This window comes from Nocardiopsis halophila DSM 44494 (assembly GCF_000341245.1).
Taxonomy (GTDB): Bacteria; Actinomycetota; Actinomycetes; order Streptosporangiales; family Streptosporangiaceae; genus Nocardiopsis_A; species Nocardiopsis_A halophila.
In genome coordinates this window covers 1-19,628 of record NZ_ANAD01000269.1, presented here as the reverse complement: position 1 = coordinate 19,628, position 19,628 = coordinate 1, and the positions used below count along the sequence as shown (strand labels likewise).

The following is a 19,628-nucleotide window of genomic DNA, read 5'->3' as shown; positions in this document are numbered from 1 at the left end:
CGTGGGCTCCTCGATCGACCTGTCGTTGCAGTATTAGGCCTGCTCCACGGGACCGCCCCGCCCCCGCTCCACGCCCTGACCGGGCCCCTCCGCCCTTCGGCAACGCGGAAGCGGGCCGCCTTAGCGGCGGCCCGCCTTGCGCCTACCGGGAGGGCGGGTGGGCCCTCCCGGGGATCGGCTGCTCCCCCCGGATGCGGCACGAACCGGGGAGATCACTCCGAGCGCTGGCTGGGGATCCCTGCCAGAAGCGCCCGCACTTCCGTCTCGCGGTATCGGCGGTGGCCGCCCAGGGTCCGAATCGAGGTCAGCTTGCCGGCCTTGGCCCAGCGCGTGACGGTCTTGGGGTCCACGCGGAACATGGTCGCGACCTCGGCAGGGGTCAACAGGGGCTCCGCCTCGGGCGTGCGAGTTGACATGTGTACGGCCTCTCCTCCTGGATCTGTGTGCCGATCCTGAGCCTTAATCCTGGCACTTGGCCCGGATGTCCAATATTGCCCTCTAGGTCTATATTGGCATCACCCGAGGTGATTGCACAGCCACTTAACGCGACTTGGTCTGATGGGAGGTCCCAAAGCCGCCCAAGTGCTGCGTCACGCTGAGTGATTCTAGCGACACGTTTAGTGGCATGTGGCGTATTCGGTCAAAACTTCGTTCTCCGGCCCTGTTTTTCTCGATCCGGCAGACCGAAAGTGCTACGGCGGACCGGGCGCTAACCCCTCCGCGCCGGCGGGCTGCGCGGGATGTCCGCAGGTCGCGGCCGCGAGGGCGGTTCGGGCCGGAGGCGGGTCCGGCGACCGCCGTACAGGTCTACTCCCATCGACCTCTCCCTCGCGGCATGCCCGGATCGTCGGCGTGGCACGGATTCCCGGTTACCGAGAGTGCGCTCGGTGACCGATTGGACACAGTCTATGTGGTTGTCTATCGACTGGTATGCCCAATTTCGTCAACGATGATGCCGGGATGCGTGCCTCGTCCCGGCTTCACCCGTCCTGACGTGCGAAGAAATTAGTGGCGCTGCGTGAGAAACCTGGTACACCAGGTTGTCGCCGGGCGTGGCGCGGGGTGCCGGACGTGAGGGAATCTCATGTCGGACCGCGCCGGAAACGGACCGGGGCCGTGCCGACACGTGACCCTGCGTTGGTCCTCCGCATGCCCGCGGCCGGTAGCGGGGGCGGTGGTCAGTTGGCGTGCTCCAGCGCCTGGACGGCCTTCCAGCGCCCGGTCACCCGCTGGTACATCGCCACCGCCAGCTCCTCCTGCCCGGTGTCCAGCCCGCGCACGGCGGCGTCGATCTCGGCCACCGACTCGTCCTCGCGCAGCGCCTCGTCGTCCAGCAGGTACGCCAGCCCGCCGTAGTCCAGCTCCAGCAGTGCGGACGGGTGCGCCACCGCCGCCAGCCAGTCCTCCAGCCGCTCGGCCCCGGCCAGCGGGGCGCTGTCGCCCACGTGCTCCTGCAGGACGCCCACCACGCGCTCCAGCCGCTCGCGGGCCTGCGCCACCTCGGTCACGTACAGCAGCACCCGCGGCGGCGCGGCCACCGAGTCCGCCCCGCGCTCCAGCATCAGGCAGCGCTCCTCGGGGGCGAAGGGGGCGAACCACGGCAGCGGCACCGTCCAGGTGCTGGTCAGGATCCGGGTGCGCAGCGGTTCACCGCGCTCGCGCCAGCGGCGGAACGCCTCGTCGGCCCGCTCGCACGCCTCGTCGGGCAGGTAGGCCGGGCGCAGCCGGGCCGGGGTCTCCTCGCGGAACTCGCGCAGCCCCAGCCAGGAGCGCAGCCGCGTCTGCCACGGGCAGACATAGGTGCGCCCGCCCATCCGCCGCACGTAGGCGTCGCCGCTCTCGGCCACCGGAGCGGGCTCGGGCGGCGACGCGACCAGGCGCCGCAGGCTGTCCCGGTGCTCAGCGGCCAGCGCCTCGACCCGGCGCGGCCGCTCCGCGGATTCGGCGTACTCTTTCCAGTACGCGCGCTCTGCGCTGGGAAACGCCTCCAAGGGCTGGTATACGCGGAGATAGGCGGTGTAGGGGAGCACGATCGCATCCTGGCACACAACCCGGCGCGGGGGCACCCGTCCCCCGGGCGGCCCGTGTGCGGTATCGCGCCCGTTAGGCGTGGGCGGCGTAGGCAGGTCGGTTGTAAACCGGGTACGGTTGTATCCGTACGTAAGCTGGCGCCAGTCGTCAGTGCGCTGACGGTCGTCAGCCCGGCATTGCGGTTTTGCTAGTGATCTGGGGTTTCGCCAAACCCAATCGTTGAGGGGGTCGAGCCAATGGGGCGCGGCCGAGCAAAGGCCAAGCAGCAGAAGGTCGCTCGGAGGCTGAAGTACAGCACCGGCGGGACCGACCTCGATCGGCTGCGGGCGGAGCTGGGTGTCGCTGAGGATGAGAACGGGGCGCCGTCGGATTCGGCGGGGGGCCCGGATCATGACCCTTACGACGACCTGGTCGAGCGCTACGCGGACCTAGCGGAGCAGTACGCCTCGCCCGACGGTCCCTCGGATGAGGAACCCGACCGCTCGGGGGACGTCCGCTAGCACCCCGCCCGAACGGGCGTCCGGACGAGCAGACAGGCATAGCCGGGCCGAACCACTCCGGTGGGTCGTTCCGGCCATGCCTGTCTGCGGAAGCGCAGGAGGGGCGCTCCCCGAGGGGAGCGCCCCTCACGCGTGCTCCCGGTAGGAGCCGAGCATGCGCACCCGGCCCGAGCCCTCGACCACGGTGCCAGCGCGCCAGGCGGGAACGCCCCGCTCGGCCAGCACCCGCAGCGCCTCGTCGGCGTCGCCGCCCTCGACCAGCGCGACCATGCCCACGCCCATGTTGAAGGCGGACTCCATGTCCGCGCGCTCCACCCCGCCCTGTTCGGAGATCAGGCCGAACACCGGCTGCGGGGCCCAGGTCGACCGGTCCACCTCGGCGTCGGCGCCGGCCGGCAGCGAGCGCTCCAGGTTGGCGGCCAGCCCGCCCCCGGTGATGTGGGAGAAGGCGTGCACCTGCACCCGCTCGGCCAGCTCCAGGCAGTCCTTGGCGTAGATCCGGGTGGGCTCCAGCAGCTCCTCGCCCAGGGTGCGCCCGAACGCGGGCACCTGCGCGCGCAGGTCCAGCCCGGCGCCCTCGACCACCCGGCGGATCAGCGAGTAGCCGTTGGAGTGCGGGCCGGACGAGGCCATCGCGATCACCGCGTCGCCGGGGCGCACCCGGTCCGGGCCCAGGACGCCGTCGGCCTCGACCACGCCGGTGGCGGCGCCGGCCAGGTCGTACTCGCCCGGGCCCATCGCCCCGGGGTGCTCGGCGGTCTCCCCGCCGATCAGCGCGCACCCGGCGCGGGCGCAGCCCTCGGCGATGCCGCCGACGATCTCGGCGACCCGCTCGGGGACCACCTTGCCCACCGCGATGTAGTCGGTCATGTACAGCGGCTCGGCCCCGGCGACCACCAGGTCGTCGACGACCATGGCGACCAGGTCCCGGCCGATGGTGCCGTGCACGTCCAGCTCCTGGGCGAGCATCACCTTGGTGCCCACGCCGTCGGTGGAGGTGGCCAGGACCGGGGCCCGGTACTTGGACACGTCCAGCCGGAACAGCCCGGCGAAGCCGCTGGCGTCGGTCACCTGCTCGGGCCGGGCGGTGCGGGCCACGTGCCGCTTCATCAGGTCGACGGCGCGCTCGCCGGCGGCGATGTCGACGCCGGCGGCGGCGTAGGCCGACGGGGAGCCGGCGGGGTCAGCACCCTGTGCCACGCGAAATACCTCTCAAGCTCGTCAACGGGGGCGGTGCGCGCCGGGCCCGCGGGGAGCGGGCCGGGCGGGGGCCGCTCAGGCCGGCGAGCCCGCCTTGGGCGCGCCGCAGGCCTTCTCCAGCAGGTACTTGCCGCGGGAGGCCTCGTCCACCTCGATCGGGTAGACCCCGTCGAAGCAGGCGCGGCAGAGCCGGTCCTTGGCCACGTCGGTGGCGGCGACCAGCTCGTCCAGGCCGATGAAGCCCAGGGAGTCGGCGCCGATCGAGGCGCGGATCTCCTCGGTGCTCAGGTTGCCCGCGATCAGCTCGGCCTTGCTGGCGAAGTCCACGCCGTAGTAGCAGGGCCACATCACCGGGGGGCTGGAGATGCGCACGTGCACCTCGGCGGCGCCGGCCTCGCGCAGCATCCGCACCAGCGCGCGCTGGGTGTTGCCGCGCACGATGGAGTCGTCCACCACGACCAGGCGCTTGCCCTCGATGACGTCGCGCAGGGGGTTGAGCTTGAGGCGGATGCCCAGCTCCCGCAGGGTCTGGCTGGGCTGGATGAAGGTGCGCCCGACGTAGGAGTTCTTCACCAGGCCCTGGGCGAAGGGGATGCCGCTGCCGCGGGCGTAGCCGACGGCGGCCGGGGTGCCCGACTCGGGCACCGGGATCACCAGGTCGGCGTCGGCGGGGTGCTCGTCGGCGAGCCGGCGCCCCACCTCCACGCGGGTGGAGTTGACGTTGCGCCCGGCGATGGTGGTGTCGGGGCGGGCCAGGTACACGTACTCGAACAGGCAGCCCTTGGGCTCGGCGGCGGCGAAGCGCATGGAGCGCACGCCCCGCTCGTCGATGGTGAGCATCTCGCCCGGCTCGATCTCGCGTACGAACGTGGCGCCGACGATGTCCAGTGCGGCGGTCTCGCTGGCCACGGCCCAGCCGCCGCCCAGGCGCCCCAGCACGAAGGGCCGGATGCCCTGCGGGTCGCGGGCGGCGTAGAGGGTGTCCTCGTCCATGAAGACGAGGGAGAAGGCGCCCTGCACCTTGGGCAGCAGGTCGAGTGCCGCCTCCTCGGTGGTGCGCCCGCCGTTCTGGGCGAGCAGGTTGGTGAGCACCTCGGTGTCGGTCGTGGCGCCGAGCCGGTCCCCGGGCAGCATCGCCGCCAGCTCGGGGGTGTTGATCAGGTTGCCGTTGTGCCCCAGGGCCAGTCCGCCCTCGCGCGCCGTGTAGAAGGTCGGCTGGGCGTTCTCCCACACGGGGGAGCCGGTGGTGGAGTACCGGCAGTGCCCGATCGCGAGGTGGCCTTTAAGGGACTCCAGGGTCGCCTCGTTGAAGACCTGGGAGACCAGGCCCATGTCCTTGTAGACGACGATGCGTTCGCCGTCGCTCAGGGCGATGCCCGCGGACTCCTGACCGCGGTGCTGGAGTGCGTAGAGGCCGAAATAGGTGAGCTTGCTGACTTCTTCGCCGGGTGCCCAGACACCGAACACACCGCATTCGTCCTGTGCGGGGCGCTCGACGGGGTCGAGGTCCATGCTGAGCCGGCCGTCGGGATGCGACACGCTTTCAGCTTAGTGCCTGCCTGGGCCCGGTGTGCCACCCGGGGCCCGATCACCGTCCCCCAGCGGCAGGAACGGCCCCAGGTCGGCGCGTTCGCCGCTGGCCGCGACCGCGTGGCCGTCCACCGCCGCGTCCCAGGACCGGCGGCCCGCGGCCAGCTCCAGCCAGGTGCGCGGATCGGTCTCGACCACCCCCGGCGGCGTTCCGCGGGTGTGCCGGGGCCCCTCGACGGCCTGCACCGCGCCGTAGGGCGGGACCCGGACCTCCAGGCTGTGCCCGGGGGCCCGGGCGGACAGCTCGTCCAGGGTGCCGCGGACCGCGGCGCGCACGGCGGCCCGCTCCGGGGCCGCGCCCCGGTCGTAGGCCTCCAGCACTGCCGCCACGCAGGCGTCGAGCAGCGCGGCGGGGCGGTCGGGTCCGTCGTAGGGCGCGAGGTCCAGGGCGGCGCGCTGGGCGCCGAGGGCCTCGCGCAGGGCGGCCTGGCGGCGCTGGGCGGCGGTCGGGCGGGAGGGCATGGGGGAAGGGTATTCCGCCGGGCCCGGGTGGTTGCCCTGGGCGGGGGCGTGCCGCGAAACTGTCCAGTGGCCGAACTCGTCGCGTCGCCTCGGTGAACGCCGGGCGCACCGCCGGTGGAGAGGGGGTGCCGGGACGTGTGTGCTCCGGTGTTCCCGTGTGATCCGTGTCCCGTTCGCGAACCTCTGCCCGGGCGGCGGCCGCGGGGCGGCCCACCGCCTCCCCCGGCCGGGGACGAAGCGGGGCGGTTAGGATGATCGCGCATCCGGGACCGGGTCACCCGGCATGCGTCCGACGACCGTGCCCGCGCCGATAGTGCGACCTATATGTCCGAATAGTCCCCGTACCATCCACACGGACGACCCACCGCACTTCGGGAGTTGGATGTGCGCCTGCGCCTGACACCGCGTGATGACAGCTACTACGAGATGTTCGCGGACTCCGCGAACAACCTGGTCATCGGGGCGCGGCTGCTGGCCGAGCTGATCGGCGACGGTGGCGACCGCGACGCGATCGGCGAGAAGATGCGCGCCTGCGAGCACGCTGGCGATGAGCGGACCCACGCCATCATGCGGCGGCTCAACGGCCGCTCCGCCACCCCCTTCGACCGCGAGGACATCTACAAGCTCGCGTCGTCCCTGGACGACGTGATGGACGCGATGGACGCGGCGGTGGACCTCATCGGCCTCTACCGGCTGGAGCGGCTGCCCAAGGGCATCATCGACCAGGTCGAGGTGCTGGAGCGGGCGGCGGAGCTGACCGCCGAGGCGATGCCGCGGCTGCGCACGATGAAGGACCTGGCGCGGTACTGGATCGAGATCAACCAGCTGGAGAACCAGGCGGACCAGATCTACCGCCGGCTGCTGGCCCACCTGTTCAACGGCGGCTACGACGCGCTCACGGTGATGAAGCTCAAGGACGTGGTGGAGGAGCTGGAGGCGGCCGCCGACGCCTTCGAGCACGTGGCCAACACGGTGGAGACCATCGCGGTCAAGAAGTCCTAGCGGCGGCGCCCCGCGAGGGGAGGGCGGCCCGCGCCGCGCGGACGCTCCCACAGGTCCACGCGCGGCGCGGGCCGCGAGTCCCGCCGTACGGCCCGCACTCCGTGCGGCGGGACGGGACCGCCCTGGCGCCGTCCCCGCGGCCCCGGGGAGAGGGGCGCGGGTCGTCCGGTGGCGGCGCCCGGCGGTCCGTTCGGTCTCGCGCTAGCCGACCTGCGGCGGGCGCGAGACGGTGAGCGGCGCGGGGGTGTCGCCTTCGTGGAAGACGCGCACCCGGTCGCACCGGAAGTCCATGGTCACGGCCGAGCCCTCGGGCACGACGACGGTGGTCACCGCGGGGTTCTCCCGCTCGACCGTCGCGACGGCCTCGTGGACGTCGGCGCCCTCCAGCTCGGGCCAGGCCTGCTTGCCCGTGCACAGGGCCGTCGGGTGGGTGCCGGCGCCTTCGGCGGCCGCGGCCCCGGCGGTGGCCGGGAAGAGCGCGGCGACGACGGTCGCGCAGGCGAGGATGGAACCCGCGAGGGTAACGCGGTTCATTGGTGTTCCCTTCCAACTTGTGATTGCGAAGGACACTTCAGAATGTAGCAACGAATGGCCGGACATGCATTACGGGGCGATTACGCGACAGGTGCCCGGGGCGGGCCGGCGGAAATTGGGGAACGTTCCAGGTGGCGGGCGTGCGGACCGTCATTGTCTACCGTATGGCGCTGGATGGTTGAAGGTCGCACTAAATTAATAATCCGTCGCGCTCCGTATACATGCTGGTCGTCGCGGGTGGAGGCGATGGCGGTCTGTCCGCTTCGGTGCGAGGGGGTGCGGGTGTGTCCTTCTTCACACCGAGGATCTCCGGTGTTCCGAGTCGGAGTTTCCCGGTCCTGTGAACTGCGGATGTTTTCCCATCGGATGCTCCGGGAATGTATCCGGGCTTTATTTCTCGACGATAACGCGGATCCGCGTGCAGGTCCGCGCGCGGGATCCCGCCGTTTCCGGGAAGAGAAAAGGGCGGCGGGGTGTCCCCCGCCGCCCCGGCGCCCGTGCGCCCGGCCGTCAGCCGAAGCGGCCGGTGATGTAGTTCTCGGTCTCCTGCTCGTCCGGCTTGGTGAAGATCTTGTTGGTCTCGCCCATCTCGATCAGCCGGCCGGGCTTGCCGGTCCCCGCCAGGTTGAAGAAGGCCGTCCGGTCGCTCACCCGCGCCGCCTGCTGCATGTTGTGGGTGACGATGACGATCGTGTACTCCTCCTTCAGCTTGTGGATGAGGTCCTCGATCGCCAGCGTGGAGATGGGGTCCAGGGCCGAGCAGGGCTCGTCCATGAGCAGGACGCTGGGCTCCACCGCGGTGGCCCGGGCGATGCACAGCCGCTGCTGCTGGCCGCCGGACAGGCCCGCGCCGGGCTTGTTCAGCCGGTCCTTGACCTCCTCCCAGAGGTTGGCCCCGCGCAGGGACCGCTCCACCAGGTCGTCGGCCTTGGCCTTGCTCATGCGCTTGTTGTTGAGCTTGGCGCCGGCGATGACGTTGTCGTAGATGGACATCGTCGGGAAGGGGTTGGCCTTCTGGAAGACCATGCCGACCTCGCGCCGGACCTCGACCGGGTCCACGTCGGGGCCGTAGATGTCCATGTCGTCCAGCATCACCTTGCCGTCCACGCGGGCGCCGGGGGTCACCTCGTGCATGCGGTTGAGGGTGCGCAGGAACGTCGACTTGCCGCAGCCCGACGACCCGATGAAGGCCGTCACCGACCGGGGCTCGATGGTCATGGAGACGTCCTCGACGGCGAGGAAGTCGCCGTAGTAGACGTGCAGGCCGGAGACGTCGATTCGTTTGGCCACTGGTTGTCCTCAGGTGTCTCTAGCGGGTGTCCGTGGTTGGTCGAGCCGGTCAGCGGCCGAGTTTGGGGGCGAAGAGGCGGGAGACCAGGCGCGCGGTCAGGAAGAGCAGCATGACGATGACGATCAGGGTCAGCGCGGCGGCCCAGGCGCGCTCCATGTTGACCGCGCCTCCCATGCGGACCTGCGAGTAGATGAAGACCGGAAGGCTCATCATCTGCCCGTTGAACAGGTTCCAGTTGATCGCCACCGCCGAGGAGCCGGCGGTCAGCACCAGAGGCGCCGTCTCCCCGATAACGCGGGCCAGGGCGAGCATGATTCCCGTGGTCAGACCGGCCACGGCGGTGGGCAGGACCACCTTCACGATGGTCAGCCACTTGGGCACGCCCAGGGCGTAGGAGGCCTCCCGCAGCTCCTGGGGGACCAGCCGGAGCATCTCCTCACTGGAGCGCACCACCACCGGGATCATCAGCACGGCCAGGGAGACGGCGCCGGCGGCCCCGTTGGTGTTGCCCGGGCCGAACAGCATCATCCACAGGGCCACGACGAACAGTCCGGCCACGATGGAGGGGATGCCGGTCATGACGTCGACGAAGAACGTGATCGCCTTGGCCAGCCGCCCGCGTCCGTACTCCACCAGGTAGACGGCGGTGAACAGGCCGATCGGGATGGAGATCACCGCGGCCATGCCGGTGATGGCGATGGTGCCGACGATGGCGTGGTAGACGCCGCCGGCGTCCATGCTCGGCGTCACGCCGTTCATCGAGACGGTCAGGAAGTAGCCGTCCAGCCGCGTGATGCCTTCCAGGAAGACCGTGGTCAGCAGCGACAGCAGCGGCAGCATGGCCGCGGCGAAGCAGAGGTAGACCACCGCGGTGACGAAGCGGTCCTTGGCCTTGCGGGGGTTCTCCACGGCGGCCGAGGCGCCGACGATGACCACCGTGTACAGCACGGCGGTGGCCAGGCCGGCGGTCACCAGGTGGAAGGAGCCCAGCGCCTGCAGGGCGGCGGAGGAGACCACGGCGGCGCCGGCGAGCACCGCCGCGGGCGCGTAGCGCGGCAGCGACCCGGTGCGCATGGAGCGCTGGGTCTGCGGCCCCTCACCGGCCGAGCCGGTGGACTTCGGTCGGGTCGTGGTGGTCATTTAGGAGAACTCCTTGCGCCGCGCGACGACGAACCGTGCGCCCATGTTGACGACCAGGGTGATGGCGAACAGCACCAGGCCGGCGGCGATCAGCGCGGAGACGCCGTACCCGGTGGCCTCGGGGTACTGCAGCGCGATATGCGCCGCGATGGTCTGGTTGCCGCTCTGCAGCAGGAACGGCGAGATGACCAGCGAGGGGGACAGGATCATGGCCACCGCCATGGTCTCCCCGAGTGCGCGGCCCAGGCCGAGCATGGCGCCGCCGATGACGCCGGGGCGGCCGAAGGGGAGCACCGCCATGCGGATCATCTCCCAGCGGGTGGCGCCCATCGCCAGCGCGGCCTCCTGGTGGCCCTGCGGGACCTGCTTGAACACGTCGCGGGACATCGCGGTGATGATCGGCAGGATCATCACCGCCAGCACGATGCCGGCGCTGAGCATGGTGCGCCCGGTGGTCGAGACCGGGCCCGCGAACAGCGGGATCCAGCCCAGGTAGTCGGTCAGCAGCTCGTAGAAGCCCTGCATCTCGAAGACGAGGAACCCGATGCCCCACAGGCCGTAGACGACGCTGGGGATGGCGGCCAGCAGGTCGACGATGTAGCCGAGCACGGCGGCGATCCGGCGGGGCGCGTAGTAGACGATGAACAGCGCGATCCCGATCGAGATCGGGGTGGCGATCACCAGCGCGATCGCGGCGGCCAGCACGGTGCCGAAGGCGAGCGCCGCCACACCGAAGGCCGGGTTCTCGCGGACGTTGGCGTGCCAGTCCGTGGTCGTGAAGAAGTTCGCGGTGTTGGCCGAGAGCGAATCGAAGGACTGGATGAGCAGGAAGGCCGCCACGCCGGCCAGGATCGCCAGGATCAGGATCCCCGATCCGCGTGCGGTGTTGGCGAAGACGGCGTCGCCGACGCGGCGCTTCGCCCGGATCTGGGGGGGCGCCGTCGCTGACGGGTCCGTGGTGGTCATGTGAGACTCCGGTCGAAAAGGGTCACGGTTCGCGGCCGGGCGAACAGGGGTTGTGCTCGGTACATGCCATGACAGGGCCGTCTACATTCTGCGGTGCCGGTCGGGGAGGTTCGACCACATCCCGGCGCGGCGCGGCGCACACCCGGCCGGGCCGGGCCGGGTGCGCACGCACGCCAAGGGCGGGGACGGCGCCGCTGCGGCGCCCTCCCCACCCTGAGGCGGTCCTGCTCTGCGGGATCAGGACTCCGCGGAGATCGCGTCGATGGTCTCCTGGAGGCTCTCCCGGGTCCCCTCGGTCAGCGGGGCCGAGCCGGCCTCCTCGGCGACGGCCTCCTGGCCCTCCTCGCTGACCACGTAGGACAGGTAGCTCTTCACCAGGTCGGCCTCGCTCTGCTCCGGGTAGACCATGCAGGCGATCTCGTAGGAGACCAGGACGATCGGGTAGGCGCTGGTGTCGTCGGTGGTGTAGTCCAGCTCGATCGCGTGGTCGTTGTCGGAGTTGCTCTCGCGCTGCGGCGAGGCCTCGACGATCGCCGCGGCCGACTCGGGGGTGTACTCGACGAAGTCGTCACCGACGCCGACGGCCGCGGTGCCCAGCTCGCCGACGTGGGAGGCGTCGACGTAGCCGATGGTGCCCTGGCCGCCCTCGACGGCCGAGACCACGCCGGAGGAGCCCTGGGCGGCCTCGACCGGCTCGATCGGCCAGTCGCCGCTGATGTCGTGGGTCCAGGTGTCGCCGGCGGCCTCGGAGAGGTAGGCGACGAAGTTCTCGGTGGTGCCGGACTCGTCCGAGCGGTTCACCGGGACGATGTCGGTGTCGGGGAGCTCGACGTCCGGGTTGTCCTCGGCGATCGCGTCGTCGTTCCAGGTGGTGATGTCCTGGTTGAAGATGCCGGCGATGGTGTCGGGGGAGAGGTTGACCGAGTCGACGCCCTCCAGGTTGAAGACCACCGCGATGGGGGAGATGTAGGCCGGGAGGTTGACCACCTCGGCGCCGTTGCAGCGCTCGACGGCCTGCTCGGTCTCGGTCTCGTCCAGCGCGGCGTCGGAGCCGGCGAAGGAGACCGCGCCGTCGATGAACTGCGAGCGGCCCGCACCGGAGCCGACCGAGTCGTACTGGACCGTGGTCCCGGAGCAGGCCCCCTCGTACCCGGCCTTCCAGGTGGCCATCGCGTTCTCCTGGGAGCTCGCGCCGGCGCCGGAGAGGGTACCGCCGCCGTCCACGCACTCGGCGGAGGCGCCGGACACGGCGCCGTTCTCCTCGGGGTCGACGGCCTGGTCGCTGCCGCAGGCGGCCAGGGCCATCGTGCCGGCCAGTGCGATGCCGGTGTAGCCCGCGAACCGGCGGTACTTGAAGAGCTTCACAGCCCCGGTGTCCTTCCTCTGGACGTCCGAACCAAGTTCTGTTCACGAGTCCGCGGCGGTTTGTCCGGTATAACCCTCAAAGCTCCGCTGACCTCGTTAAATGCGACGTTAGGGAGGCGAGGTGACCAGCGCTTCCAGTGAGGGTGAACGCACGGTGAACGCGGGGACGAGTCTGTCGGAAGGCCAGTGGGAAAGAGCGTGGACGTGAGGTTAACCACGGCGCGCCCCCCTTGTGCGCGCCGCGGTGACCAGTCAGGCGATGCGCTCAGTCGTTCGGTGCGTACATCACGTCGCCGTCCCAGGCGGTGAATCCGAGCGACTCGTAGAGCCGCACCGCGGGCCGGTTGTCCTCCTCGACGTAGAGCAGCACCCAGGGCAGGCCGCGGTCGCGCAGGTACCGCACCCCGGTCAGGGTGAGCAGCCGGCCCAGGCCGGTCCCCTGCCAGGACGGGTCCACCCCGACCACGTACACCTCGCCCACCGGCTCGCCGTCGGTCAGGCCCGCGCCGTCGGCGTGCACCTTGGTCCAGTGGAAGCCGGCGATCCGGCCGTCGCCGGCCCCGCCGCCCTCGCCCTTCCGCTCCTCGGCGACGAAGAACCCCTCGGCGTCGAACCAGGGCTCGGCCTGGCGCTGGCGCAGGTCCTCCAGGGCCAGCCCGCCCTGTTCGGGGTGGTCGGCGAAGGCCGCGGCGTTGGTGCGCAGCCAGGCCTGTTCGTCGCCGCCGGGCCGGAACGCCCGCACCCGCACCCCCTCGGCCACCGCCGCCGAGGGCGCCGGCTCGGGCAGGTCCACCGGGGCGCCGTCCGCGCCGCGCAGCGCCAGGCGCATCTTCAGCAGCCCGCGCGCCCGCCGCCAGCCCAGCGCCTCGGCCAGGCCCTGGGCGGCGGGCAGCCGCCCGTGCGCCCACACCCGCACACCGGCGGCCCCGGCGTCGGCGCGCAGCGACCGCGCCAGCGCGGTGCCGTGCCCGCGGCGCCGCCGCCCCGGCGCCACCACCAGCTCGGCCGAGTCGGGCTCGCCGCCGGACTTCTCGGCGAAGGCGAACCCCGCCAGGTCGCCCTCGTCCTCCAGCAGGTGGAAGCGGGCGGCGCCGTCGGGGGAGCCGTGGCGCACCCGGAGCACCGTCTGCTCGGAGAGCGCCTCGGCGCCGTCCAGGGTGCGGGCCTCCTCGGCCAGCGCGAGGACGCGCTCGGCGTCCTCCTCGTCGAGGGAGCGAACGATGCGGACCTCGTCCATCGGCCTGCCTTTCAGATGTACGGCCGGGTATACGGCTCTCGGGGCGTTCCAGCGGCTCTCAGCCGCGTGACAGCACTCGCTGCAGCTCCGGGAAGGCACGGGTGTATTCCTCCAGGAGCGTGCGGGCCGTGCCCACCGAGTCCACCAGAGGGTGGGTCGCGAACGCCCTCAGGGCCGTACCCCAGGAGCCGCTGCGCACCGCCTCGATCACGTCCCGCTCGACCGCCTTGACCGCGTGGACCAGCCCCTCCTGGTGACCGCTGAGAGGCGCGGCCGCCACCGGGTGGGCGCCCGACCCGTCGACCACGCAGGGAAGCTCGGCCACCGCATCGGGGCCGAGCCCGGGGAGCGCGCCGCGGGCGCGGGTGTTGACGATCAGGCGGGTCGGGGCGTCACGGGCGACGGCCCGCATGACCGCCAGAGCGACCTCCTCATAGCCCCCGCCGTCGAGGTCCTCGCTCTCGCGTTCGAACCCGCCGGAGGCGCGGCGGTTGTCGGCCATATAGGTGCGCTCCCGCTCCAGGCGGGTCCGTTCCCAGAGCCCGTACGCCTCCGCCGGGTGTTCCCGCGCCTCGGCGTAGAACCGCTCCTGCTGCTCGACCAGCTGCTCGCCCCGGGTGCGCGGGCTCTCCAGCGCCGCCTGCAGCGCCTCCCGCGCGAAGTAGTAGTAGTGCAGGTACTCGTTGGGCAGGGCGCCGACCGCGCGGATCCACTCCGCGCCGAACAGCCGCCCCTCCTCGAAGGACTCCAGGGCGCGGTCGTCGGCCAGCAGCTCTGGCAGCCGGTCGCGGCCGCCCGACCACAGGCCCCGCACCCACCCCAGGTGGTTGAGTCCGGCGTAGTCGATGTGCACGTCCGCCGGGTCCAGGCCCAGCGCGCGGGCGGCGCGCCGGCCCAGCCCCACAGGGGAGTCGCAGATTCCCACGACCCGGTCGCCCAGCACCCCGGCCATTGCCTCGGTCACCAGCCCGGCGGGGTTGGTGAAGTTCACCACCCACGCGTCCGGGGCGTGCTCGGCGATGTCCTGCGCGGCCGCGAGCGCTTCGGGAAGGGTGCGCAGCCCATAGGAGATCCCGCCGGCGCCGACCGTCTCCTGGCCCAGCACCCCGGCGTCGAGGGCGATGCGCTCGTCGAGGACGCGTCCCTGCATTCCGCCGACGCGGACGGCGGAGAAGACCATGCCGGCGCCGTCGAGCGCGTCGGCGCGGTCGGTGGAGGCGTGCACGGGGAGCTCGGCGCCGGACCGCTCGCGCTGGGCCGCCAGGACGGCCGCCACCGCCTCTAAGCGCCCGGCGTCGGTGTCGTGCAGCGCCACCTCGGTGACGACCGGGTCGCCCTTCAGAGCGTCGGCCAGCAGGGCGCGGTAGACGAGGGGGACGCGGAACCCTCCCCCTCCCAGGATCGTCAGACGCACCCCGCCAGCGTATCGGCGGGCCCCGGACCCCGTATCCGGTTCGGTGCCCACGCGCGACACCGGGGCGCCGAGTGCATAACCTGCTGGCACACACTCCGCATCCGGGCCGATGGGAGGCGCCGCACATGGAGGAGCAGAGCCGCGCGCTCGAATCCCTGCCGCTCGTGGGCGAGCGGAGGGACGTGCTGGCCGGGGAGCGGGGGCCCGAGGGGGAGGGGCCCGCGATCGACCTCGCGCTGAGCGGGACGGTGTTCTTCGACATCGTCCTGACGGGGCTGACCGCGCCGCCCGCCCCCGGGACCGAGGTCGGCGCGCAGGGGATGGGGTCGTGCCCCGGAGGCGTGGCCAACCTGGCGGTCGCCGCCTCGCGGCTGGGGCTGCGCACGGCCGTGGCGGCCGCCTTCGGGGAGGACGTCTACGGCGACTTCGCCTGGGAGACGCTGGAGCGCCAGGAGGAGGTGGACCTGAGCGCCTCCAAGCGCTTCCCCGACTGGCACTCGCCGTTCACGGTCTCGCTGGCCTGGAAGGGCGACCGCGGCATGGTCACCCACGAGCACCCGCCGCCCGAGCCGGTCGAGCGCCTGGCCGAGGCGCTGCCCCAGGCCCGCGCCGCCTTCGTCGGGCTGCGGCCCGGCGGGCCCGTCCCGGAGTGGGCGGCGCGCCAGGCCGCGGGCGGGGCCCGGATCTTCGCCGACGTGGGCTGGGACGACAGCCAGACCTGGTGCCCCTCGGTGCTGGAGCAGCTCGACGACTGCTACGCGTTCATGCCCAACGCCATCGAGGCCATGTCCTATACCCGCACCGGCAGCCCCGGCTCGGCGCTGTCGGTGCTGGCCGACCGGGTGCCGGTGGCGGTGGTGACCGACGGCCCGCGCGGGGCGCTGGCGGTGGACCAGACCACCGGTGAGACGGCCGAGGCCGAGGGCGTGGTGCTGGAGGGGGTGGACACCACCGGCGCGGGCGACGTGTTCGGCGCCGCCTTCATCGTGGGCACTCTGGCCGGGTGGCCCCTGGAGCGGCGGCTGCGCTTCGCCAACCTGTGCGCGGCGCTGTCGGTGCAGCACACCGGCGGGTCGCTGTCCGCGCCGGGCTGGGCCGATGTGGCGGCCTGGTGGGGCGGGGTGCGCGGCGGGCCCGCGGGCGAGGGGTACGGGTTCCTGTCGGACCTGGTCCCCATGGAGTGGATGCCCACGGACCACCGCCGCGCCAGCGCCACGATCGGCCTGCGCGCCTGAGGAGGCGCGCAGGCCGACCGGGGGCCGCCGGTCAGGACGAGGAGGGCTCCTCCTCCTCGGCGGCGGCGGAGGAGATCTCCAGCTGGAAGTCGCCGTCGTGCTCCTGGGCGCCGGCCACGACCGCGGCCGTGACGACCTCCTCGGCCTTGGCCGACCGCAGCACCACCGGGTCGCGCCGCAGGTCGCGGACCAGGGCCACGCACAGCAGCAGCAGGATCACCGCGAACGGCGCCGAGACGATGATGGTGAGCGTCTGCAGCCCCGACAGCGCGTCGCTTCCGCCGGCCAGCAGCATCACCGCGGCCACGCCGCCGATCATCAGGCCCCAGAACACGGTGATCGGGCGCTTGGGCTCGATCGCGCCGCGCTGGGACATCGTGCCCATGATGATGGACGCCGAGTCGGCGCCGGTGATGAAGAAGATGCCGATCAGCACCATGACCACCAGCGCGACCGCGCCGAAGGCCGGGAACTGGCGCAACAGGGCGAACAGCTGGGCCTCGGTGCCGCCGGCGCCGGCCAGGTCGGTGCCGTGCATCTGCAGGTACAGCGCGTTGCCGCCCATGATGGCGAACCAGACCAGGCTCAGGGCGCTGGGCACCAGGATGACGCCGCCCACGAACTCGCGGATGGTGCGGCCGCGGCTGATCCGGGCGATGAACATGCCCACGAACGGCGACCAGGAGATCCACCAGGCCCAGTAGAAGACCGTCCAGCCGGACAGCCACTCCTCGGCGCCCTGGGCGGTGTCGGCGGTGCGGCCGGCGTTGGCGAAGAAGTCCTCGAAGTAGGCGGCGATCGAGGTCGGGACCAGGTTGAACACGAACACCGTGGCACCGGTGACCAGCAGGAAGAGCAGGACCCCCATGGCCAGGACCAGGTTGGTGTTGGACAGCCACTGGATGCCCTTGGCCACGCCGGAGGTCGCCGAGACCACGAAGCACAGCAGCAGCACGCCGATGATGCCGATCAGGATCGGGTTGGTGGGCGCGTCGATCCAGCCGATCTGGCGCAGGCCCTCGGCGATCTGCAGGGCGCCCAGGCCCAGCGAGGCGGCGGTGCCGAACAGGGTGGCGAAGAGCGCGAAGACGTCGATGAGCCGCCCGACGGCGCCGTTGGCGTGGCGCTCGCCGATCAGCGGGGTGAACGCGGCGCTGATCAGCTGCCCGCGGCCGCGGCGGAAGGTGCCGTAGGCGATGGCCAGGCCCACCACCGCGTAGGTGGCCCACGGGTGCAGGGTCCAGTGGAACAGGGTGGTGGACATCGCGTGGCCGACGGCGGCGCCGCCGCCCCCGCCCTCGGTCCCGGGCGGCGGGGTCAGGAAGTGCCCGAGCGGCTCGGCGGAGCCGTAGAACACCAGCCCGATGCCCATGCCGGCGCCGAACATCATGGAGATCCAGGAGATCGTGCGGAACTCCGGCTCCTCGTCGTCGCGGCCGAGGCGGATGTTGCCGTAGCGGCTGAAGGCCAGCCACAGCGCGAACACCACGAACACCGACGCGGCGAGGACGAAGCCCCAGCCGCCGTTGTGGATGAGGAACTCCAGCGCGCTTCCCGACAGGGAGCTGAGCGAGTCCTGGTTGACCACTCCCCAGACGAGGAAGGCCACCGACAGCACCGCGGCCACGCCGAACACGATCCGGTCCGTCTTGGGCTTCAGGTCCGCCTGGGAGCGCTCGGGCGGCTCCCAGAGCAGGTCCTCGGTGCTGATCTCCCCTGTGGAGGGGCCGTTGCCGTTGTCAATCGCCACAGTTCATTCCGACGCCCCCGTGTACAGGCGCGCCTCCTCCTCACTCTGACGGCTTCAGGGCAGGCGAACGGGCACCGCCTTCGGGGGAAGGGGCGGTGCTGACGCCGTGTGCCGCCGCCGTCCGCGGGGGTCCCGCGGGGCGCCGGCGGTGGACACCCGTACCAGGTTAGGAGGTGAAAGGTAAATAAACGTCGCTAGGTGTCGTTTGTTACTGATCAGACAATTCTCGGGGGCGTCCCGTCTCGGGGGCGTCCCGGTGTCCGCCCCGCCCGCCGCCCCGTGCCGCAGACCGCGGTCAGCAGGCCTCCGGCCAGGTGCCGTCGATGCGGCGCCCGTGGCCCGGGCGGGTGCGGTCCAGCCACTCCTGGAGGCCGCGCGCGTGCTCCAGCGCCCAGCCCACCTGCTGCTCGTGCAGCTCGGGCAGGGCGAGCGCGGCGACCCCGGGGCGCCGCGCCCCGATCTCCCGGGCCAGGGCCAGGCACGCGGCGGCGTCGCCCTCGGCGGTGTGCGCCCCGTTGAGCTCGACCCCGTAGAAGGCGCACAGGTCGCCGAGGGTGCGGCGCCCCTTGCGGTAGGGGTCGGCGCCGCGGTCGATCACCAGTGGGTCGATGATCGGGCCGACCCGGCCGGCCAGGCGCTCGGCCAGGGAGGGCAGGCCCAGGCGGCGCAGTTCGGTGGAGAGGACCCCCAGGTCGAAGGGGGCGTTGAAGACGGCCAGCCCCCGCCCGGCGGCGAGGTGGCCGGTGAGCGCGTCGGCGATCTCGGGCAGTACCTGCTCGGCGGGCCGGCCCTCGGCGCGGGCGTGCTCGGTGGTGATGCCGTGCACCTGCACCGCCTCCGGCGGGATCTCGCGTGGGCCGGGGTCGACCAGCCAGGTGCGGGCGGTCCCGTCGGGGGCGACCAGCGCCGCCGAGACCAGGAACGCGGTCCGCGGGTCGGGCGAGGAGGTCTCGCAGTCGTACCCGGCGAGGTCGCCGGAGTGCCAGCCCGGGTGGTCGCCGCGCGGCGGGGCCGTGGGCCGGGGTGCGTGCTCGGAGCAGTACACGCGCCAGCGGCCGTCCTCCTTGACCGCCTCGCCCTCCCGGGCGGAGACGGAGGCCCCGCAGGAGGTGCAGGTCCCCGCGTAGTTGTTGCGCATGGTGGGCCTCACTTTCCCCGTGAACGCAGGAAGCGTATCGCCGGGGTACGACGGTTCGTGCAGGTTCGTGCGGGAACGGCGGCCGCTCCCGGGGCGGCCCGGTCGCGGCCCCGGCCGCGGGCCGCCGGAGCCCCCCGGGGACATGGAGGCCCGTGGGGCCGGGTACGCACAAGTAAGCCGAGGGGCTAATCGGGAGGACGAGATGAGCATGGAAGAAGCGCAGCGCCAGCTCGAAGCCGCGATCCACGATTCGCGCGTGGCGTTCGACTGCATCGCCCTCGAAGACCTGGAGCGTGCCCACACCAACGCCATCACGTCACGGGCCGCCGTCGACGCCGCAGAATACGCCATCCGCGTCGAACTCGAACGCCGGGCGGCGGAGAAGAACGGCCGGGAACAGGAGCAGGACCAGGGCCAGAGCTAGCGCCGGCCGGCACCGGAACCAGGCCTCGCCCCGTTCTCCGCCCTGGTCATGGCGGCGGGCGGGCGGAGGCGGCGGGTCGGCCTCTTCCGGCGGTGCTGCCGGGCGATGGGCGTGCAGGCGGTCACCGGAAGGGGCGGCGACGGATCGGCTGGTGCCCCGCTCACGCGTGCTCGCCGGGTGGCAGGTCACCGGTGGCCGGGGTGGAGGAGCGGCGACGGATCGGCAAGTACCCCGCTCGTGGCCGCTTCCCGGCGGCCGGGTCGCTGTTGGTCGAGGTAGAGGGCGGCGACGGATCGACAGGTACCCCGCTCACGGCTGATTGCCGGGTGGCGGGTCGCCGCCGGTCGGT

At 72.2% G+C, this 19,628-nt stretch carries 18 protein-coding genes; 4 read left to right on the top strand and 14 right to left on the bottom strand.

Going from position 1 to position 19,628, the window contains the following annotated elements; all coding sequences use genetic code 11:
* Positions 1–212: 212 nt before the first annotated feature.
* Complete coding sequence (bldC, locus tag D450_RS0128640; RefSeq protein WP_011293174.1) at positions 213–416, bottom strand: developmental transcriptional regulator BldC; 204 nt, start codon at positions 414–416, stop codon at positions 213–215.
* 762 nt (positions 417–1,178) lie between these two features.
* A complete protein-coding gene (locus D450_RS0128635; RefSeq protein WP_017542062.1) occupies positions 1,179–2,030 on the bottom strand; it encodes a hypothetical protein in 852 nt (283 codons plus the stop codon).
* A gap of 237 nt (positions 2,031–2,267) precedes the next feature.
* Between D450_RS0128635 and D450_RS0128630 the strand changes: the two genes are divergently transcribed.
* A complete protein-coding gene (locus tag D450_RS0128630) occupies positions 2,268–2,531 on the top strand; it encodes a DUF3073 domain-containing protein (RefSeq protein ID WP_017542061.1) in 264 nt (87 codons plus the stop codon).
* A 126-nt stretch (positions 2,532–2,657) separates the two neighbouring features.
* Here the strand turns inward: D450_RS0128630 and purM are convergent, their stop codons facing one another.
* The 3 genes from purM to D450_RS0128615 all read right to left on the bottom strand — a co-directional run bounded on the left by purM (position 2,658) and on the right by D450_RS0128615 (position 5,783).
* On the bottom strand, positions 2,658–3,731 hold the full coding sequence (gene purM, locus D450_RS0128625) for a phosphoribosylformylglycinamidine cyclo-ligase (RefSeq protein WP_017542060.1): 1,074 nt from the start codon (positions 3,729–3,731) through the stop codon (positions 2,658–2,660).
* A 75-nt stretch (positions 3,732–3,806) separates the two neighbouring features.
* Entirely contained in the window at positions 3,807–5,270 is a 1,464-nt protein-coding gene (gene purF / locus D450_RS0128620; RefSeq protein WP_026124134.1) for an amidophosphoribosyltransferase, read from the bottom strand.
* A 9-nt stretch (positions 5,271–5,279) separates the two neighbouring features.
* Positions 5,280–5,783: a sterol carrier family protein gene (locus tag D450_RS0128615; protein WP_017542058.1), complete on the bottom strand. Its 504-nt coding sequence runs from the start codon at positions 5,781–5,783 to the stop codon at positions 5,280–5,282.
* Between the two features lie 384 nt (positions 5,784–6,167).
* Between D450_RS0128615 and D450_RS0128610 the strand changes: the two genes are divergently transcribed.
* Positions 6,168–6,785 carry a DUF47 domain-containing protein gene (locus tag D450_RS0128610; RefSeq protein WP_017542057.1) on the top strand — a complete coding sequence of 206 codons (618 nt, stop codon included), beginning with the start codon at positions 6,168–6,170 and terminating at the stop codon, positions 6,783–6,785.
* Between the two features lie 201 nt (positions 6,786–6,986).
* Here the strand turns inward: D450_RS0128610 and D450_RS0128605 are convergent, their stop codons facing one another.
* The 7 genes from D450_RS0128605 to D450_RS0128575 all read right to left on the bottom strand — a co-directional run bounded on the left by D450_RS0128605 (position 6,987) and on the right by D450_RS0128575 (position 14,732).
* Positions 6,987–7,319 carry a serine protease inhibitor gene (locus D450_RS0128605; RefSeq protein ID WP_017542056.1) on the bottom strand — a complete coding sequence of 111 codons (333 nt, stop codon included), beginning with the start codon at positions 7,317–7,319 and terminating at the stop codon, positions 6,987–6,989.
* Positions 7,320–7,829: 510 nt separating this feature from the next.
* Complete coding sequence (gene pstB, locus D450_RS0128600; protein WP_017542055.1) at positions 7,830–8,609, bottom strand: phosphate ABC transporter ATP-binding protein PstB; 780 nt, start codon at positions 8,607–8,609, stop codon at positions 7,830–7,832.
* 49 nt (positions 8,610–8,658) lie between these two features.
* Complete coding sequence (gene pstA / locus D450_RS0128595; RefSeq protein WP_017542054.1) at positions 8,659–9,750, bottom strand: phosphate ABC transporter permease PstA; 1,092 nt, start codon at positions 9,748–9,750, stop codon at positions 8,659–8,661.
* Complete coding sequence (gene pstC, locus D450_RS0128590) at positions 9,751–10,716, bottom strand: phosphate ABC transporter permease subunit PstC (RefSeq protein ID WP_017542053.1); 966 nt, start codon at positions 10,714–10,716, stop codon at positions 9,751–9,753.
* 237 nt (positions 10,717–10,953) lie between these two features.
* Positions 10,954–12,081 carry a phosphate ABC transporter substrate-binding protein PstS gene (pstS, locus tag D450_RS0128585; RefSeq protein ID WP_017542052.1) on the bottom strand — a complete coding sequence of 376 codons (1,128 nt, stop codon included), beginning with the start codon at positions 12,079–12,081 and terminating at the stop codon, positions 10,954–10,956.
* A gap of 265 nt (positions 12,082–12,346) precedes the next feature.
* Positions 12,347–13,318, bottom strand: coding sequence for a mycothiol synthase (gene mshD / locus D450_RS0128580; RefSeq protein WP_017542051.1), 972 nt, complete (start codon positions 13,316–13,318; stop codon positions 12,347–12,349).
* Between the two features lie 58 nt (positions 13,319–13,376).
* The gene (locus D450_RS0128575) at positions 13,377–14,732 is read right to left on the bottom strand and encodes a 6-phospho-beta-glucosidase (RefSeq protein ID WP_017542050.1); all 1,356 of its coding nucleotides are present in this window, start codon (positions 14,730–14,732) and stop codon (positions 13,377–13,379) included.
* A gap of 125 nt (positions 14,733–14,857) precedes the next feature.
* On the opposite strand from D450_RS0128575, the gene D450_RS0128570 reads away from it, so the two are divergent.
* Positions 14,858–15,967 carry a carbohydrate kinase family protein gene (locus tag D450_RS0128570; RefSeq protein ID WP_017542049.1) on the top strand — a complete coding sequence of 370 codons (1,110 nt, stop codon included), beginning with the start codon at positions 14,858–14,860 and terminating at the stop codon, positions 15,965–15,967.
* A gap of 31 nt (positions 15,968–15,998) precedes the next feature.
* On the opposite strand, the gene D450_RS0128565 is transcribed toward D450_RS0128570, so the two are convergent.
* Together D450_RS0128565 and D450_RS0128560 are read right to left on the bottom strand one after the other, a co-directional pair.
* Positions 15,999–17,717 (bottom strand): BCCT family transporter, encoded by a 1,719-nt coding sequence (locus tag D450_RS0128565; RefSeq protein WP_017542048.1) that lies wholly within the window; start codon positions 17,715–17,717, stop codon positions 15,999–16,001.
* A gap of 295 nt (positions 17,718–18,012) precedes the next feature.
* On the bottom strand, positions 18,013–18,855 hold the full coding sequence (locus D450_RS0128560; protein WP_017542047.1) for an exonuclease domain-containing protein: 843 nt from the start codon (positions 18,853–18,855) through the stop codon (positions 18,013–18,015).
* A gap of 202 nt (positions 18,856–19,057) precedes the next feature.
* On the opposite strand from D450_RS0128560, the gene D450_RS0128555 reads away from it, so the two are divergent.
* Entirely contained in the window at positions 19,058–19,279 is a 222-nt protein-coding gene (locus D450_RS0128555) for a hypothetical protein (protein ID WP_017542046.1), read from the top strand.
* Positions 19,280–19,628: the final 349 nt, after the last annotated feature.

What these genes read in the sequence shown, in the direction of transcription:
- bldC (WP_011293174.1), bottom strand. Translation starts at nt 416, where the DNA reads ATGTCAACTCGCACGCCCGAGGCGGAGCCCCTGTTGACCCCTGCCGAG.
- D450_RS0128630 (WP_017542061.1), top strand. Translation starts at nt 2,268, where the DNA reads ATGGGGCGCGGCCGAGCAAAGGCCAAGCAGCAGAAGGTCGCTCGGAGG.
- D450_RS0128615 (WP_017542058.1), bottom strand. Translation starts at nt 5,783, where the DNA reads ATGCCCTCCCGCCCGACCGCCGCCCAGCGCCGCCAGGCCGCCCTGCGC.
- D450_RS0128605 (WP_017542056.1), bottom strand. Translation starts at nt 7,319, where the DNA reads ATGAACCGCGTTACCCTCGCGGGTTCCATCCTCGCCTGCGCGACCGTC.
- pstA (WP_017542054.1), bottom strand. Translation starts at nt 9,750, where the DNA reads ATGACCACCACGACCCGACCGAAGTCCACCGGCTCGGCCGGTGAGGGG.
- pstC (WP_017542053.1), bottom strand. Translation starts at nt 10,716, where the DNA reads ATGACCACCACGGACCCGTCAGCGACGGCGCCCCCCCAGATCCGGGCG.
- mshD (WP_017542051.1), bottom strand. Translation starts at nt 13,318, where the DNA reads ATGGACGAGGTCCGCATCGTTCGCTCCCTCGACGAGGAGGACGCCGAG.
- D450_RS0128570 (WP_017542049.1), top strand. Translation starts at nt 14,858, where the DNA reads ATGGAGGAGCAGAGCCGCGCGCTCGAATCCCTGCCGCTCGTGGGCGAG.
- D450_RS0128560 (WP_017542047.1), bottom strand. Translation starts at nt 18,855, where the DNA reads ATGCGCAACAACTACGCGGGGACCTGCACCTCCTGCGGGGCCTCCGTC.
- D450_RS0128555 (WP_017542046.1), top strand. Translation starts at nt 19,058, where the DNA reads ATGAGCATGGAAGAAGCGCAGCGCCAGCTCGAAGCCGCGATCCACGAT.